12 protein-coding genes and 1 tRNA gene are annotated in these 17275 nt (G+C 63.5%); 8 read left to right on the forward strand and 5 right to left on the reverse strand.

The features are described from left to right. Nucleotides 1-763: 763 nt before the first annotated feature. The 3 genes from OXT71_03255 to OXT71_03265 all read right to left on the reverse strand — a co-directional run bounded on the left by OXT71_03255 (nucleotide 764) and on the right by OXT71_03265 (nucleotide 6404). A complete protein-coding gene (locus OXT71_03255; GenBank protein ID MDE2925396.1) occupies nucleotides 764-1525 on the reverse strand; it encodes a hypothetical protein in 762 nt (253 codons plus the stop codon). Continuing rightward, nucleotides 1525-3042: a hypothetical protein gene (locus OXT71_03260; protein ID MDE2925397.1), complete on the reverse strand. Its 1518-nt coding sequence runs from the start codon at nucleotides 3040-3042 to the stop codon at nucleotides 1525-1527. The genes OXT71_03255 and OXT71_03260 overlap by 1 nt, the downstream gene beginning before the upstream one ends. A 272-nt stretch (nucleotides 3043-3314) precedes the next feature. Further along, nucleotides 3315-6404 carry a carboxypeptidase regulatory-like domain-containing protein gene (locus tag OXT71_03265; GenBank protein ID MDE2925398.1) on the reverse strand — a complete coding sequence of 1030 codons (3090 nt, stop codon included), beginning with the start codon at nucleotides 6402-6404 and terminating at the stop codon, nucleotides 3315-3317. A gap of 120 nt (nucleotides 6405-6524) precedes the next feature. Here OXT71_03265 and OXT71_03270 point away from each other — a divergent pair, with 120 nt between their 5' ends. The 8 genes from OXT71_03270 to OXT71_03305 all read left to right on the forward strand — a co-directional run bounded on the left by OXT71_03270 (nucleotide 6525) and on the right by OXT71_03305 (nucleotide 12846). Continuing rightward, nucleotides 6525-6947, forward strand: a complete 423-nt coding sequence (locus OXT71_03270; protein MDE2925399.1) for a hypothetical protein — start codon at nucleotides 6525-6527, stop codon at nucleotides 6945-6947. A gap of 171 nt (nucleotides 6948-7118) precedes the next feature. Next, complete coding sequence (locus tag OXT71_03275) at nucleotides 7119-7724, forward strand: ATP synthase F0 subunit B (protein MDE2925400.1); 606 nt, start codon at nucleotides 7119-7121, stop codon at nucleotides 7722-7724. A gap of 21 nt (nucleotides 7725-7745) precedes the next feature. After that, the gene (gene atpH / locus OXT71_03280) at nucleotides 7746-8285 is read left to right on the forward strand and encodes an ATP synthase F1 subunit delta (GenBank protein ID MDE2925401.1); all 540 of its coding nucleotides are present in this window, start codon (nucleotides 7746-7748) and stop codon (nucleotides 8283-8285) included. A gap of 87 nt (nucleotides 8286-8372) precedes the next feature. Further along, nucleotides 8373-9893, forward strand: coding sequence for a F0F1 ATP synthase subunit alpha (gene atpA / locus OXT71_03285; GenBank protein MDE2925402.1), 1521 nt, complete (start codon nucleotides 8373-8375; stop codon nucleotides 9891-9893). A 56-nt stretch (nucleotides 9894-9949) separates the two neighbouring features. After that, nucleotides 9950-10828, forward strand: a complete 879-nt coding sequence (gene atpG / locus OXT71_03290) for an ATP synthase F1 subunit gamma (protein ID MDE2925403.1) — start codon at nucleotides 9950-9952, stop codon at nucleotides 10826-10828. A 24-nt stretch (nucleotides 10829-10852) separates the two neighbouring features. Further along, nucleotides 10853-12277: a F0F1 ATP synthase subunit beta gene (gene atpD, locus OXT71_03295; GenBank protein MDE2925404.1), complete on the forward strand. Its 1425-nt coding sequence runs from the start codon at nucleotides 10853-10855 to the stop codon at nucleotides 12275-12277. Between the two features lie 2 nt (nucleotides 12278-12279). Beyond that, nucleotides 12280-12684 carry an ATP synthase F1 subunit epsilon gene (atpC, locus tag OXT71_03300; GenBank protein MDE2925405.1) on the forward strand — a complete coding sequence of 135 codons (405 nt, stop codon included), beginning with the start codon at nucleotides 12280-12282 and terminating at the stop codon, nucleotides 12682-12684. Between the two features lie 88 nt (nucleotides 12685-12772). After that, nucleotides 12773-12846, forward strand: a tRNA-Gln gene (locus tag OXT71_03305). Nucleotides 12847-12993: 147 nt separating this feature from the next. Here OXT71_03305 and OXT71_03310 read toward each other — a convergent pair. Continuing rightward, the gene (locus tag OXT71_03310; protein MDE2925406.1) at nucleotides 12994-16107 is read right to left on the reverse strand and encodes an efflux RND transporter permease subunit; all 3114 of its coding nucleotides are present in this window, start codon (nucleotides 16105-16107) and stop codon (nucleotides 12994-12996) included. Further along, nucleotides 16104-17213: an efflux RND transporter periplasmic adaptor subunit gene (locus OXT71_03315; protein ID MDE2925407.1), complete on the reverse strand. Its 1110-nt coding sequence runs from the start codon at nucleotides 17211-17213 to the stop codon at nucleotides 16104-16106. Before OXT71_03315 ends, OXT71_03310 begins: the two co-directional genes overlap by 4 nt. Nucleotides 17214-17275 lie beyond the last annotated feature (62 nt).

A 17275-nucleotide genomic window follows, 5' to 3' on the forward strand; every position in this document is an offset into this window, starting at 1 on the left:
GCCCAAGCGCTAGGACAATGCTATGCTGATGCGAACACGGTAAAGTCGGGCTAGCAGCCAGCCGATTGGACGGCGACCAAAATGGAGTCGATACTACTGGCGCTCTTGGAACGGATCTTCACCGCGATCGGATCGACCGACTTCTGGGAGGTGATTCCGTATCCTGTCCAGAAAACCAGGGTGGTGCCATCCTGGGGACTTATCTCGGTCCGAGTCGGGCGATGGGATTACTGCTGGACGGGGACGAGACCGTACCCTATCGATTGACTCCACGCGGTAAGAAGATTTGGGAATTACGCCGCGAGTGCCTGAATGGTTCGCCGGTAATGACTGCCATCTCCACCGGACAAGAGATCTCACGAACTCTGATCGAATCGGCCGTCCCGCATTTCTCCCTTGCCAAGTTAGCGAGTTCGGGAAGGGAAGCGAGGCTTCTCCGCAAAGCCTTCATTGAGCCTTGGGGAACGGTCGGCCAACCCGGTCACGACCGCGTTGCCAAGGCGTACAGGTGTCAATGGAACCCGGATGTGGGCTGCGAAGATGCTCGCAAAGACGTCAGACAGTGCGAATGGGCTGCTTGTGCGCAACTTCCGAAACTGCCTCGACGGTGGAGCGAAGACGAGGATCGAGTACGCTTGGGCGGAGTATGAGTACCGGCGCCGATGCCATGGAGTCCGAAGAATCCTCCTCGACGTTGTTGCCGATGTTCGGACGCAGCTGCAACGAACCCACGACTGGTGGCAGGAGGCGCGCTGACCTCGACTCAGCCGTTTTGCGGAAGCAGCAGTCCCCGCACGACTTCGGGTGTCCCGATCTTAAGGCCGTTTCGCCGCAGATCGGTGCACCATGAATCGAGGTAGCCACCGAAGGTTTCGTTATCGTTGGGGTCCCAACGGTCTAGCCATCGGCAGGATTCCCAGAAAGACGGTTCCTGACTGAATCGGGGTCGTAGAGCAGCGGCCACGATACCCGTCCGGACGCGATCGTACCGGTTCGTTTCCAATTCACCGATGTTTGCGGCAAACCACGTCGGCAGGTCCCCTCCCACGGACGCCCAGTGTTGCTGCTCCCGGTCGCGAGCGTAGGTCTGGTGATTGGGCGCGAACTGCGCCGCCCTGTACACGGCGAGCGGCGGCTGACGCTTCCAGTCGTCGGCCAGCCGATGGAGGACGAACAACGACGCCAACTCGCACAAGGTCTCCTCGAACCACTTGTGGCGATGTTCTCGGTAACGTTCGAACCCGGTCAGCACATGGCAGAGTTCATGTGAGAACTGAAAGACATACTGAGACCAATAGGTGTCGCCGGTGCTCAGCAGGATCTGGTAGGGCCGCTGTCCAAAGACCACCATGGAATAATCCTGTTGCCAACGGGAGATGTGGATGGGCGCGTCCGGTCTGGCGCCGAAGGCCGACGTCAGCATCCGGAATGCCGATTCGAGAACGGCCAGTATGGAAGTCAGACTCGCTTGGCCCCAGTTTCCGTTGACGACCGTGATCCTTCCGTCGTTGCTGGTCGCGTCCATCAGTCTCTCCCGGCGACCTTTTCGGAGACGATGAAGGCCCCGGTCGCTCCGGCATCACTCCTGCCCAATCGATTCCGAAAGTCCGACAGGTCGCGGCAGATCCAGCCGGCGGTCTCCAGCCGGTCCCGTTGTCGGGACGGAAAGCGTGGACTGTAGAGTGCCCACTCCTGGTCCCAGTCCGAGAATCGCCTTCCTTCGTCCGTCCGGAGGAAACGCTGCACATGTCGGCGAAACGACGCCAATGAATCGTCATCGTGCTCCCTCGGATTCCGTTTGCACGAACCGAATCGTACGCGTCGAGTGTCATCGTTGCGCGCGATCAGATCGATCTCGATTTCGCCGCCGCGCCGGGGCCGCTTCCAGTATCCGCCAATCGGAGCAGTCACCGGAAAATCGGTACTGCCGGCCCTTGAGACTTCTTCAATAGCCAAGTGCACCAACTCCTCGAAGGCCCGCCCTTCCAGCGTACTCAGACGGGGAATCAAGAGTTGCGTCACCTCCCTGGTGGGGCGGGTGCGGGCGGCCATGCAGGCTGGCTGGAGAGCGGCCGTCCAGGCTCTCAGAAACGGATCGGAAACCGAATAACGGGCTCGACGCGTACCGTCGCCCGCCAACAATGGGAGATCTTTCCGTATCAATTGGAGGTCGCCGGTGAGGGTTTTCAGGTAGGGCCCCGGAGTCGTCACTTCCGGGAGTGCCCGCCTGAAGTCAGCGTGGCTGCATCGAGGACGTTGGGCGACAACCCGCAGGATAGCGAGGGAAGTCCTCCGGAGCTCATGTCGCAGCAACATCTCTCCTTCCTGTTGCAGCGGAGCGCCCGTGCGCAGGTACAGGCTGGCGCAGACTTCGGCGGCCCAGTCGCTCCAGTTGGGAACACGGTCGACCTCCTCCACTTCCGCGAAGTGCCTCCAGAATTTGGGAACGCCCCCGAAGAGGGTCCACAACGTGAGAAAGCGATTCGGGTCGTCCGCTTGGTGCAGGTCACTGACATGGAAGACGGTTCTCAGATCCCAGGGGCCAAGATTCAAATTGAACGTCGTTCTCCCGAACAACGGTGTCCGGCTGTCTTGGAGAAGAGAATTCATCTCCGCCTGGACCGAACCGAGGACGATGAGCCCGCCCTCGGTCTCGGTGTCCTGTAGCTGATCCACCTGAAATTGAAGCAGGGAGGGCAGGGCGCGGAGCGGCCCTCGGAGGCAGATCTGAAACTCGTCGAGTGCGACGATGACGCCTTTGGCGCAGAGCGAACCGATGGCTCCGGCGATGGCTGGCAGTGTGCTCACGTCATTCAACTTTGGGATCAAGCCCCCGAGTCCGGACTGGAACGCCGCGTCACGGAAGACTTGGGCAAAATCGGCCGGAGTACTGTCGGGCAGCTGAACCATCAGGCAGCGTCGACCAACCTGATGGTCCTCACGGTGAGTGGCCAGTGCCTGTTGGACCAGGGCCGTCTTCCCGATTCGCCGCCGCCCTCGGATCGCTCCGAAGAACCAACGTTGCCGCCGGAAACGATCCAAGAGGCACCCGAGCTCCTCCTCCCGACCGTAGAAACCCCAAGACATTCGGATAAGATAAAAGATATTATCTTATCCGTCAAGTGCCGGGGGCGGAAGTTTTCGGGTCGCGGGCTTTATCAAGTGGCCGAATACGAGAATCGTTGGCTGGTGCCGGTCGGCCGGCAGTCGCGGGCATCTTCAAGTGCTGGCTGCGGGACCATGGGATCGTCCGGCCTGGTCTGGACGGCTGTAGTTTCATCGGGGTCCGGAACCCGGACCGATTGGAAACCTGATCAGAACAGCAGCCGAAAGCCGATCTGCATCTGGAAGGGTGGTCCCGGGATGTTCCCCGTCAGGTATTCGCCGTCTTCGCCCCGGGTCCGGGCGAAGTTGGGGTTCGACGGTCGTCCGTCAAGGCCACAGGACAAGTCGCGCGAACTGGCGCAATAGTTGGCGACGGTGGAGAAACCCTGGCGGAGCGTGACATTGTCGCGGTTGAAAAGGTTGAAGAATTCCAGCGAAACCACCGCTTGCCGGTCCGCGCCGGCCGAGAACCGCTTCTGCACCCTCAGGTTGATGTCGGCAACGGGCACGTCGCGGAACGCGTTTCTGGTGAACGGCACGCCGGGCGCGCTGTAGGGACGGTCGGCGCCGCCCCGGTCCTCGTTGGAATCGGTGCCCATTCGAGCGTCGAACGGCGCGCCTGAGAAGATGTACATTCCGGTCGAGATATCGACGTCTCCGGGCAGCATGACCACGCCCGTCACGTGGACCTGGTGCCGGCGGTCGAGTCTGCTGGGACCGTACTCCGAGGCCAGGTCGTATCCGTTCTCGTAGGACACTCCGCTTGCCGACCGTTCGTTGTCGTCGTTGGATTCGTTTTTGGACAACACGTAGTAGGCGCTGAACTGTCCCCAGGAGCGGCGGATCTCCGAGCGGACCGTCAGCGCGCGGTAAAGCGCCGACGCGGTCGACTCGCGGACCGTCACGCTGTCGAGTCCCGGCACCGGCCGCGCCGTTCCGCTCCGCAGGCCGAAGAATGGACGTTGCGCCGGATCGTCGCGCCTCACTGCCGGCAGCGGCACGTTGAGGTCCCGGTTGCGTTGCAGGTGAATCGTGTCGACGACGAGCAGGTCGGCGCCCAGCGACCAGCCGGGACTGATCTCGTGCTCGACGCCGGCGCCAAGCTGCCTCGCCATCGGGTTTCTGAAGTCCCGGTCCATCAGGGTGAGGCGGGCGCCGGCGAACGGGTTGTTCTCGATTCCGAGCGCGGTGGCGATGGCCGACATCTGGTCCGGGGTGAGGGTCGGCAGGTTGTCGAGAGTCCGCTCGTTGAGGTCGATCCCGATCAGATTCATCTGCTCGTACAGGGTGTCATTCGGATTCCCCGGAGGGACGCGAAACGGCAGGGCCACCGTCACGTCACCCGGCGGCACGCGGAAGTTGTTCATCGGACCGGACAGGAGCAGCAACGGGGTCCGCGCGTAGTAGACGCCGGTGAACCGCCGAACCACAGTCTTCGCGCCGCCGGTGGGGTCCCACGCGAAGCCGGCCCGGGGACCAAACTGCTGACGGCTGCTCGGGATCGTCGACGGGTCGACGGTGCGGCCGATGGGGAACCTGACGCCGCCCAGTTGATCGAGCAGGGTCCGGTTGTCGGCGTCGGGGGCCGGATTGAGCTGGGCGTCCCAGCGAAGTCCGTAGTTGACCGTCAGTGTGGGCGCCACGCGCCACTCGTCCTGCACGAAGAGTCCGACCTCGTCGGTCGCGAACGAGTTTTTCAGGTTTCCGATCTGCTGAACGTAGATCAATGAGCGGGAGTCGAACCGGTTGGGGATGGCGCCGCCGACGCCGATGATGTCCAGTGTGGTCTCGACGTCCGAGCCGAAGACGAGATAGCCGCCGTTCTGGAAGAAGCCGAATATCTGGTCGATGAAGACGTGGTTGACGTCGAATCCTGCCTTCACCCCGTGCGAGCCGGCGAGCCACGTCACATTGCCGCCCGCCTGCGCCCGCCAGTCGTACTGCGTCGTGGGGCGGAAACTGCGGGTGCCGAATTCCCCGAGCGACAGATCGACGAGCGGCTTGAGGGCATTGGCCGAGCGCGGCCGGTCCTCCCGCGAATATTGCCCGCGCAGTTCGAAGAGGAGGTTGGATGACGGCGCGCCGGTGAACTGGCCGACCGCCGTCTGCGTCGAATCCTCCTCCGTGCCGTTGGTTTCGAGCGAGCGGTGGGTGGTCGGAACGATGACGCCCCCGACGCCGTCGGAATTGAGGGCCCGGTTCGTGCTGCCGTTGTAGCGGACGTTGAAGCGGTTTCCGCGCGCCAGGTCGAAGTCGAACCGGGCCAGCCAGGCTTTGGCGTCGTTGGTCACGTCGAAAGGTGTCTCGAGGCCTCGATAGTGTTCGTACCCTTCGCGGCTGGCCGCCGTGGGCGAGAAGCCGGAGAGCCGGGTGAAACGCACCTCGCGCCCCGCCTTGAACTCCTGCTGTTCGTAGGCGACGAAATAGAACGCCCGGTCTCGGACAAGCGGGCCGCCCAGGGAGCCGCCGAACTGGTGCTGCGTCGGCGCTGCGTCCTGGCCGAACGCGTTTTGCAACGCGAGTTGCTCGGGCCGCAGGAGGTAGAACGCCGACCCGTGGGTTGCGTTCGTGCCCGACTCGGTAATGGCGTTGACGAGCCCGCCGGTCGACCGGCCGAACTCGGGCGAGTAGCCGGCCTTGACCACCCGGAACTCGCGGATCGCTTCCTGGGGAATCGTAAACGTGAACTGCGAACGTTCTCCGCCCCGGATGCCGCCGAAGAACGGCTGGTTGTAGTCGGCTCCGTCGATGCTGACATTGCCGTTGATGCCGCGTTGTCCCGCCAGCGAGATCTGTCCGCGCTGTGGCTCGACCTGAGCGGTCGGAGTCAGGGAGACGAAATCATGGAAGCGCCGGCCGTTGATGGGCAGGTTCGAGATGGCCTGGCGGTCGAGCGTCACGTCGGACGTGTCCGTCGTGGTTTCGACGGCGGAGGTCCTTGCGGTCACCGTGACATCCTCCGCGACACCGGCAGGAGCGAGGGTGAAACTGATGGTCCGGCGGGCGCCCACGGTGATCGTCACGTCGTCGAGACGCACGGCGCGGAATCCGGGTAGCTCAGCGCGGATGTCATACCGGCCGGGCGGCAACAGCATGATGCTGTAGGACCCCATGGGGCCGGAGACGGCGGCGCGGGTCAGGCCGTTGTCCGGGTTGACGGCGGTCACGGTGGCGCCGGGCAGGACGCCGCCGGTCGTATCTTCGAGCAGGCCCGTGATCTCGGCGGTGGTCGCCCGGTTCTGGGCCAGTCCCGGAAAGGAAAACAGGAGCACGACAACCGGGATAAAACGCGCGATCATTTGACGTTACCTTCCTCCTCGTGGGCCGACTGGCTGGCGAGGGCTCGCCCCGGATTCCTTGACCTGCGTCGGACGATCATGTTAGAAGATGCCCCGTCTAGAGACGGGAGTGGGAGAACCTTGCTGACACCAGATTGGACGCTGCCGGTTGCCGCGGCCATATTTTTGACCACTCTCTTCATTCTCAACCGGGTACTCTTTCGCCCCCTTTTCGAGGTCCTGGCCGAACGGCAGGCCCGGACGACCCAGGTGAGCGGTCGAGTCCAGGAAATTCTGGATGAACATCAGATTCTCCACGAAGAATACCAACAGAAGCTGGCAGAGGAGAGGCAGGCGGGATACAAGCTGGCGGAATCGGTTCGAGCCGAGGCGCTGAAAGAGGGAAACAACCGAGTTGCGCAAGCGCGCCAACGGGCAGAGACCATGCTGGCGAACGCGAGGAGTGAGATCGAAGCGGATCTGGACTCGGCCAAGCGGCATCTGAGTCGCGAAGCCGGGGAGACCGCGCGAATCCTGGCCGACAGGATTCTGGACCGGGCCTGAGGGCTGCCGGCCTTCCCCGGTTTTCTTTTCCCGAAATTTCCGGAGGGTGAACAGCAACCCGAGTACAAGCTCGGGTCCGGAATTCAGGCTTGACGACACAGCCGGATGCTATCGGTTGCCGCCTGAACGCCGTTGAATCAGCCGCTACCGGCCGATGAGAACCGAAAAAACGTGAACGATCAGGCGGAAGCCTCCATGGGAACAGGGAAAAAGGGTTCGCGCCGGCGATACGGGCGACTCTGGTTGGCGCTGCTGGTGGCGGCGCCCCTCATGATCGCTGCCTCGGGAGGGAGCGGCTGGGGCTGGATCGAGACCGTCGGCCGGTGGTTTAATCTCGCCGTCCTGGTGGGCATCATCGTCTACTTTCTACGAGCTCCGCTGCGGCAGTTTCTGGTCGACCGCAAGCGTGGCATTCAGGAAAATATCAGCTCGGCGGGACAGGCCTTGCAGGAGGCCGAAGAGCGGCTGTCGACGGTCAAGGGGCAGATCGAGGGGCTGGACGATGAACTGGCCGGCATGAGGCAGACCACGATCGAGGAATCGGAGTTGGAGCGGCAGCGCGTGTTGGCACGGAGCCAACGGGATGTGGACCGCCTGACCCGGCGAGCGGAAACGGAGATCCAGTTGCTGACTCGCGTGGCCCGGAACGAAATCCGGTCCCACGCCGCCGATCTGGCGGTGGGTCTGGCCCGGCAGAGGTTGAGTCAGGAGCTGACGGCTGAAGAGGACGCCCGGGTCGTGGGCAGGGCCGTCGAGCACCTCGACAGCCGAAACTGAGCAAGTTGGAAGGAACCGACTATGGCTTCGTCACGGGCACGCAGGTACGCTCGGGCCCTGGCCGAAGTGGCCGTTCAGGAGGGCCGTGAGACGCGGGTCCAGGAAGACCTGGACTCGTTTGGCGCGGCTCTGCAGGCTTCACCCGAGTTGGTGGAGACGTTGATGAATCCGGCCATTCCCTTCGCTCCCAAGCGCAGGATCACAGAGGAGTTGGCGGGCCGGCTCTCTCTGGTCGGCATCACGGTCAACTTCATTCTGGTGCTGCTTGAGAACGGTCGAATCGGGGAATACGGCGAGTACGTCGAGGCTTACACCGAGGCCATGGACCAGCGGGCCGGCGTCGTCCGGGGTGTGGTGACCTCGGCGAGGGGTTTGGACTCGGAGGTTCGGAGTCGCCTCACCGAAGTTCTTTCGGAATTGTCACGGGCCCGGGTTCGTCTTTCCTATGAGGAGGACGAGTCCCTCATCGGCGGGCTCAGGATCCAGGTCGGATCCGTTATCTACGATGGCTCCATCCGGACGCAGTTGGAGGAGGTCCGGCGGCGGATCGGCCAGGAATAGCCGGCTGGAGTGAACGGCGCCGCGGCGCCGGACTGCCGTTCCCGGATCGGGATTCGACGGAGTTGACAGGTCAAGAGGAAGAGACAAATGGCGATCAAGGCGGACGAGATCAGTCAGATCATTAGAAGTCAGATCCAGGACTACCACACGGGACTGGTGGTCAGCGAGGTGGGAACCGTCATCTCGGCAGGTGACGGAATTGCCCGGGTTCACGGCTTGGACAAGGTCATGGCCCTGGAACTGGTGGAGTTTCCCAACGACGTTTACGGCTTGGCCTTCAATCTGGAGGAGGACAACGTGGGCGCCGTGCTGTTCGGTGAATTTCATCAGGTGAAGGAGGGAGACCAGGTGAAGCGGACCGGCCGCATCATGCAGGTTCCCGCCGGACAAGCCATGTTGGGGCGGGTCGTGGATGCCCTGGGCCGGCCCGAGGACGGCAAGGGACCCATCGCCACCGACGCCAACATGCCCGTCGAGCGTCTGGCGCCCGGTGTCGTGGACCGGCAACCGGTGGCCGAGCCGTTGCAGACCGGGCTGAAGGCCATCGACTCCATGATCCCCATCGGGCGCGGACAGCGGGAGCTGATCATCGGCGACCGTCAGACGGGAAAGACCGCCGTCGCCATCGACTCCATCATCAACCAGCGGGACTCGGGGGTCATCTCCATCTACGTGGCCATCGGCCAGAAGCGTTCCACCGTAGCCCAGGTGGTCAAGACTCTGGAGGATGCGGGCGTCATGGACCGCTGCGTGGTGATCTCGGCCTCGTCATCGGATCCAGCCACCATGCAGTATCTGTCGCCCTATTCCGGCTGCGCCATCGGCGAATACTTTCGGGACCGGGGCCAGCATGCGCTCATCATCTACGACGACCTGTCCAAGCACGCGGCCTCGTACCGGGAGATTTCCCTGCTCATGAGGCGGCCGCCGGGGCGCGAGGCGTTCCCGGGGGACGTCTTCTATCTCCACAGCCGCCTGTTGGAGCGCGCCGCCAAGCTGAGCGACGAACGGGGAGGCGGCAGCCTGACGGCGTTGCCCGTGATCGAGACCCAGGCGGGAGACATTTCCGCTTACATTCCCACCAACGTCATTTCCATCACCGATGGCCAGATTTACCTGGAGACGGATCTGTTCTATTCCGGGGTCCGTCCCGCCATCAGTGTGGGGGTCTCGGTGAGCCGGGTGGGAGGATCGGCCCAGATGAAGGCCATGAAGCAGATCGCCGGCACCCTTCGCCTCGATTTGGCGCAGTACCGGGAGCTGGCGGCATTTGCCCAGTTCGGATCGGACCTGGATCCCACTTCGCAGCGGCAATTGGCCCGGGGCGTGCGCCTGACCGAGCTTCTGAAGCAACCCCAGTACGCGCCACTGGCCGTGGAGAAACAGATCCTGATCATATTTGCGGGCACGCAAGGGCACTTGGACGACTTGGAAGTGACGGATCTCGGCGACTTCGAAGCCGGTCTCTACCGCTTCATGGATACCAACAAGGCCAGCGTCTTGCAGGAGATCCTGGACAAGGGGTCCCTGGACGACGAGTTGTCCCAGAAGATGAACGCAGCCATTTCCGAGTTCAAGGAGCGTTTTCTGGCCGAGAAAGCGGCCTGACCTCCGGATCCGATCCGGACCCGAGTCCAATGCCTCGGCTGGACGCCTGAAACAATATGCCCGGCAACCTGATTCACTTCCGGCGGCGAGTTCGCTCGGTCAAGAACATCCAGCAGATCACCAGGGCCATGAAGCTGGTGGCCGCTTCCAAGCTGAAGCGGGCCCAGGACCGGATCGTGGCGGCCAGGCCTTACGCCAACCGGATGCTCTCGGTGCTCAATTCCATGGCTCGGCGGATCGATCCCGGCCAGCACCCGCTTCTGGCACAGCGGGACCGCGAAAGAGTGATGCTGGTGGTCGTCACGGGCGACCGCGGGCTCTGCGGATCCTTCAATTCCAACATCATCCGATCGGCCATGGGCTTCATCGAGGACGAGGCGGCCAACCGGACGCTGAGCCTGACGCTGGTCGGGCGGCGGGGTGTGGATTGGTTCAAGAGCCGGCCCTGGCCCGTGCGCCACGAGTTCGTGAACATCATGACCCGGGTGGATCACCGTTACGCCCGGGAGATCGGCAAGGGGATCATCGACTATTTCTCGGCCAGCGAACTGGATGCCGTCTACCTGGTGTACAACGAGTTCAAATCCGTGGTGCGCCAGGACGTGGTCCTGGAGCCTTTGCTGCCGATCCGGCGCCTCGAAATCAAGGAGGCCGAGCAGGAAGCGGATTTGGGAGTCGACTACATCTACGAGCAGCCGCCCCGTGAGATGCTGGACTTTCTGCTTCCGCGGCACGTGGAGACTCAGATCTTCCGGGCGATGCTGGAGTCGGAGGCGGCCGAACACGGAGCTCGAATGACGGCCATGGACGCCGCCACCAGGAACGCCAAGGAGATGATCGACAAGTTGACCCTGACCATGAACCGTATCCGGCAGGCTTCCATCACCACGGAGATCATCGAGATCGTCAGCGGAGCGGACGCCCTGGAAGGGTGAGTCCGGGAAAGGAATAGACCAGTCATGTCTGAGAACGTCGGGAAAGTCCTGCAGATCATCGGTCCGGTTCTGGACATCGAGTTCGATTCGGAACATGTCCCCCACATCTACAACGCCGTCCACGTCACCTCGGAGGGTTTCGAAAGCGACGTGGAGATCGACCTCACCGCCGAAGTGGCGCAGCATCTGGGCGAGGGTGTCGTCAGGTGCATCTCCATGCAGCCGACCGACGGCGTAGTGCGGGGCATGAAGGCCGTGGACCAGGGTGAGCCCATCACGGTCCCGGTTGGCCGGGAAACGCTGGGCCGGGTACTCGGTGTTCTGGGCGAGCCGGTGGACCAGATGGGAGAAGTGGGAGCCAAGGTGCGATTTCCCATCCATCGCCCTGCGCCCAGCCTTGAGTCCCAGAGCACCGAGACCGAGATGTTCGAGACCGGAATCAAGGTGATCGACCTGATCGAGCCTTTCTCCAAGGGTGGCAAGATCGGCCTCTTCGGCGGCGCCGGCGTGGGAAAGACCGTCATCATCATGGAACTGATCAACCGGATCGCCACTCACCACGGCGGGTTCTCCGTATTCGCCGGGGTGGGGGAGCGGACCCGGGAGGGGAACGACCTCTGGCTGGAGATGAAGGATTCGGGGGTCATCGACAAGGCCGCCCTGATCTACGGTCAGATGACCGAACCTCCGGGAGCCCGGCTGCGGGTCGGCCTGACCGGACTGACGGTGGCCGAGTACTTCCGGGACGAGGAAGGGCAGGACGTGCTCCTGTTCATCGACAACATCTTCCGCTTCACCCAAGCGGGTTCCGAGGTCTCGGCCCTGTTGGGACGGATGCCCTCCGCGGTGGGCTACCAGCCCAATCTGGCCACCGAGATGGGAGAGCTCCAGGAGCGGATCACCAGCACCAAGAAAGGTTCCATCACGTCGATCCAGGCCATCTACGTGCCGGCGGACGACTACACCGATCCGGCGCCGGCCACGGCGTTCGCCCACCTGGACGCCACCACCAACCTGGACCGCGCCATCTTCGAGCAGGGCCTCTACCCGGCCGTGGATCCCCTGGCGTCCACCAGCCGCATCCTGGATCCCAGAATCATCGGCGAGGAGCACTACACCGTGGCCCGCACCGTCCAGGGGATTCTCCAGCGCTACAAGGATCTCCAGGACATCATCGCCATCCTTGGCATCGACGAACTCTCGGAGGAGGACAAGCTCACGGTGAGCCGGGCCCGGAAGGTCCAGAGGTTCCTCTCCCAGCCCTTCTATGTGGCCGAGCAGTTCACCGGACTTCCCGGCGTCTACGTCAGCGTCGAAGACGCCATCGCCGGCTTCAAGGAGATCTGCGAAGGCAAGTACGACGACCTTCCCGAGCAGGCCTTCTACATGGTGGGCGGCATCGACGAGGTCCTGGAGAAGGCCAAGGCGCTGGAGCAGGAGGTCGCCTGATCGTGGCGCTACCCGAGGCCCTTCAGTTGGAGATCGTGGCGCCCGACCGGCTGGTCTTCAGTGGCGAAGTGGGCGAGGTCACCATACCGGGGGCGGAAGGGTACCTGGGCATCCTTCCCGGCCACGCGCCGCTCCTTTCCGAGTTGAAGACGGGCGTCATCTCCTACCCCGAGGGTGAAGACCGCGTCCAACTGTTTTGCAGCTCCGGGTTTGCCGAAGTCCTTCCCGACCGGGTGATCGTCCTGGCCGAGCAGGTGGCATCCCCCCAAGAGATCGACGCCTCCCAAGCCCGGGCGGACAAGGAAAAGGCCGAGGAGATGCTCCGCTCCCGGGATCCCGGGACCGACTACCAGGCCGCCCTCATCCTTTTGGATCAGGCTTCCACGCGGCTGCAACTGGTGGAATAACTCCGACTCCGAACCCCTCGACGCGGTCCGCCGGGGACCGACAGAGCGGAGCCGTTTTGCTATAATGCGCTCCGTTCGGCCCACCGGATGGGGGATGGTGTAACGGCAACACGCGTGGCTCTGGACCACGTTATCGGGGTTCGAATCCCTGTCCCCCAGCCAATTCTCCAGGACGGATCGTTCGATGCCTCACCCGCCCGGAGATTCCGGCAGACAGCGGATCGCGGCCGGTGATCCCGTAGTTGCCCGGAGAAAGATGCTCTCCGCGAGATGGGAGCAGAGGCCGCGCCGGCCTCGACTCCGGCGTCCTCAGTCCTCGGGGGACGCCGTGCGCGCCACCGCCGATTCGTAGCGGAAACCTTTGAACTTCACCCGAAACAGGAGCGCGTAGAGCACCGGCACCACGCCCAGGGTGAGAATCGTCGCGAACGCCAGGCCGAAGATCACTGCGATTGCCATGGTCTCCCACATGGGGCCGCCTCCGAACCAGAGTGGCAAGAGTCCGCCGATGGTGGTGACGGTGGTCAGCAGGATGGGCCGCAACCGGCGCTGGGACGCCTCGATCACGGCATGCGCGGGGGTGCGGCCTTTCTCCCGGATCTCGATTCTGATCCGGTCGAGCAGGACGATCGCATTGTTGATCACGATGCCAGCCAGGGAGATAAGCCCGAGCAGGGTCATGAATCCAAAATCGGCTGCCGTCACGAGCAGGCCGATCACGGTTCCCACCAGTGCAAGAGGAATCGTCAGCAGGACGATCAGAGACCGGCGAATCGAATTGAACTGCGCCACCAGCAAGATGATGATCAGCAATGCCGCATAGGGAAGCTTGGCAACGATCGCTCCCTCGCTGCGCGCGGACTCCTCCACCTCGCCTCCGATTTCGTAAAAGATCCCGGCAGCCCAGGACGGCGACGTTTCCTCCAGCCACTCGCCGATCTGCCGGGTGACCTCGGCTGCGGTGGCGCCGCCTTCCAGTTCACTCGATACGGTGACGGTGGTCAGCCGGTTCCGGCTCAGAGCCTTGGCCGGCTGCCAGCCGAGCGCCAGATCGGCCACCTGCATCAAGGGCACGGACGTGCCCCGGCTCTGGGAGAAGACGTTCAGGCTCTCCAGTTTCGAGATGTCCTGCCGGCCGGCCGCCACGGACCGAATCGTCACCGGGATGATCTCGGATCCTTCGCGATACTCGGTCGCCTTGTACCCGCTCAGAATCGACCTCAGCGAGACCGCGATGTCCTGATGAGTCACGCCGTTGCGCTTCGCTCGAGCGGCATCGACATCGACGGTCAACTTCTTGGTCATCTCACCCCAGTCGTCGTCCACGTTCCGGGTCCCTTCGATGGAGCGAAGACGGCTCTTGACGTCGTCCGCAATCGCGAACACCTGATCCCGGTCGTTGCCGGAGATCCGGATCTCCACCGGGTTCCGGATCACGGATCCGAGGGAGAGCGGGCCGACCGACGGAATGAAGGAAGGATGCCGGTCTTCGCAGAATCGCTCGATCTTCCGCGCCAACTCGGGAAGGACATTCGCCGCCGTGAGATTGAACAGGCCATAGGCGTACTCCGGGCTCGGTGGTTCGGGTCCATAGGTGAGCGTGAAACGGGGCGCTCCCTGACCGACGTAGGTGGACCAGGAGACCACTCCGTCGGGACGTTCCGGGTTGCCGGCAAGTTCTTCCCGGACAAAGTTGTCGAATTCCTCGGCAAACCGCCGGGTCTCCTCGATGGAGGTGCCGATGGGCGCCTTGAACTCGGCCGTCATCATCGGCGTGTCGTCGCCGGGGAAGAACACTTTGGGAACCCTTGAGAATCCCCAGAGCGAGACCACGAAAACCACCACGGCGACAGCCGTAGAAAGAAGGGGGATTCTTACCATGGCCAGCAGGAGTACCCGGTAAGCTCGATAGAAGAGACTCGCGTATTCCTGTCCGCGCTCGGCGGCGGGAACGCGCAGGAACCGGGAGCACAGGAGGGGGACGACCGTCAACGCCAGCAGCCAGGAACTGAGGAGCGCGATGGTGACGACGACGAACAGGACCCCGGTGTACTCGCCCATGCTGCCTTCTGCGAGATAGATCGGCAAAAACGCGGCCGAGGTCGTCAGCGAAGAGGTCAGCAATGGAACGCGCAGCTCCTTGGCGGACTGGACGGCAGCCTGCACGCGCGGAGTTCCGTGGGACATGGCGACCATGATGGATTCGCTCATGACGATGGCATTGTCCACCAGCATGCCCAAGGCGATGATCAACGAGGCCAGCGTCATCTGGTTCAGTCCCAGGTCCAACCACGCCATCACGAGGAGGCTGGTCAGGAGGGCGCAGGGCACCAGGGCCGCGACCACCAGACCGGTGCGAAGGCCGAGCATGAGCAGCATGCAGCCCAGCACGATGACGACGGCCTGCAGAACGCTGATGGCGAAATCGTTGACCTTGTTCTCGACACGGACCGGCTCGAAGGCCACGATGTCCAGATCGATCCCGAGCGGATACCGGCCCCGCAGCCGGTCGAGCGCTTCCCGCAATTCCTTTCCGAGCGCGACGACATTGCCGCCCTCTCGAACCGAGACCGCCACGGCCAGGGCCGGTCGTCCGTTGGCTCGCACCATGCTCTCGGGGGGATCGACGTAGCCGCGAGTCACCTCCGCGATGTCCTCCAGGTGCAGGAATTCCGGTTGGTCGGGTGCGCTGATAACGGTCCGCTTCAATTGCTCCACCGTTTCGAAGCTCCCCGACGGCTCCAACTCGAAACGCTCCCGCCCTTCCACGATGCTTCCGCCGGAGATCAGGATGTTGCGGGACTCGAGAATCTGGCTGATCTGGCTTACGGAGAGCTGCAGCTCGGCCAGCCGGACGTCGTTGTACGTGACGAAGATGCGCTCGTCCTGCATCCCCACGATGTCCACGCGGCCGGCGTTGGCGAGCCTGAGCAGCGCGTCCCGCAGTTGCTGCGCCACGTCCTTCAGTTCGCGGTAGTCGAATCCGTCTCCCGTCACGGCCACGATCGTTCCGTAGACGGCGCCGAACTCGTCGTTCACCTGCGGCTGAGACGCGCCCTCGGGGAGGTGGCGGGCGACCGCTTCCACCTTGCGCCGCACGTTGTCCCAAATCGGACGCATGTCATTGAACTCGTTTCGGATATTCACGGAAACGATGGAAATTCCGGTCTTCGAGGTGCTGCTCACGAAGTCGATCTCGGGGATCTCCTGGACCGCCTTCTCGATCTGGTCCGTGACCAGATCCTCGACGCGTTCCGGGTTTGCGCCCGGAAAACCGGTCACGATCTGGCAGGTGCGGATCGTGAAGCCGGGGTCCATGGTTTGCTCCATGGTCCGGATGGCGATGACGCCGCCCAGCAGAGTCGCCAGGAGAATGACGGCGGTGAGACGGTCGTTGGAGATGGCGAAACGCGTGAGATTCACTGCTGTCTCTGCGGCGGAGCGATCCGGCGCACTTTCTGCCCGTCCTGGAGTCGGCTGACGCCGGCGGTGATCACCTGGTCCCCCGAGGAGAGCCCTGTCAGGACTTCAATGCCGCCGGCCACCAGCCGCCCCGTTTCTACGGCCCGCCGCCGCGCGAAACCCAGATTGTCGCTGCCGAATTCGACGATATAGGCGAAAGTGCCTTCCCGATCGGAGGCGATGGCGCTCAACGGGACCACGAGACGGGACGAGGCATCGTCGGAGGAGGATTCGATCTCTGCCTCGACGGTCATGCCCGGAGCGATGGGAACGCCCTTCGAAGTGCCCGACTCGTCGCGCCATGTGCGCTGCAGTTCGATGGTCGCCGGGTAGGTGGCGACCCCTTGGGAGGGGACGATTCCCACGTTTCTCACACGGCCGGCGAAAGTGCGTCCCGGAAACGCGGAGAAGGTCACGGTCGCGGCTGTGCCGCCTCGTATCTGGGAGATCAGGTTCTCGGGGACGCTGATCTCGACCTGTGGAGTCCGTCCGGTCACCATCTCCACCACCGGCGACCCGGCCTGGAGGAACTCGCCCTCTTCCGCCTTGACTTCGGCGATGGCGCAGGCGACGGGCGCCCGCAGTGTGGCGTAGCCGACTTGCAGCTTGGACAGCTCCAGTCTCTGTTGGGCCGATTCGACACGCGACCGCGCCGATTCGCGTTGCGCCAGAGCCGACTCGAAATCGCCCTGCGAGACGCTGTCCGTCTCGTACAAGCCTTGGATTCTCTGGAATTCTGAAGTCGCCAGAACCTCCCGGGCCTTGGCTTCGGACAGGGAGGCTTCGATTTCGCGCACCTGGATCTCCAGATCCACCGGGTCGATTTCTGCGATCAATGCTCCCTCCTGGACGATTTCCCCCTGCTCGACATGCAACTTGTGGACCCTGCCGGAGACTCGGAAGGCGAGGCCGGCACTCCTCTCTGCTTTCGCAACGCCGGTGAAACGGAGGACCCGGGCTCCACCCTGGGCGGACACCTCAACGGACTTGACCGGACGGGGCCGAGGTTCCGGAAGTGGTTCCTGCGGGCGCTCTCCGGATCCACAGGACCCGCCGCCGAGCGCCATCGCCGCCGCGCCGAGGAGCCTCGCCGTTGCCCGGAGGACGCGTCCTGCCGGGCGGCAGAATC

Source organism: Acidobacteriota bacterium (assembly GCA_028874215.1).
Classification (GTDB): Bacteria; Acidobacteriota; UBA6911; order RPQK01; family JAJDTT01; genus JAJDTT01.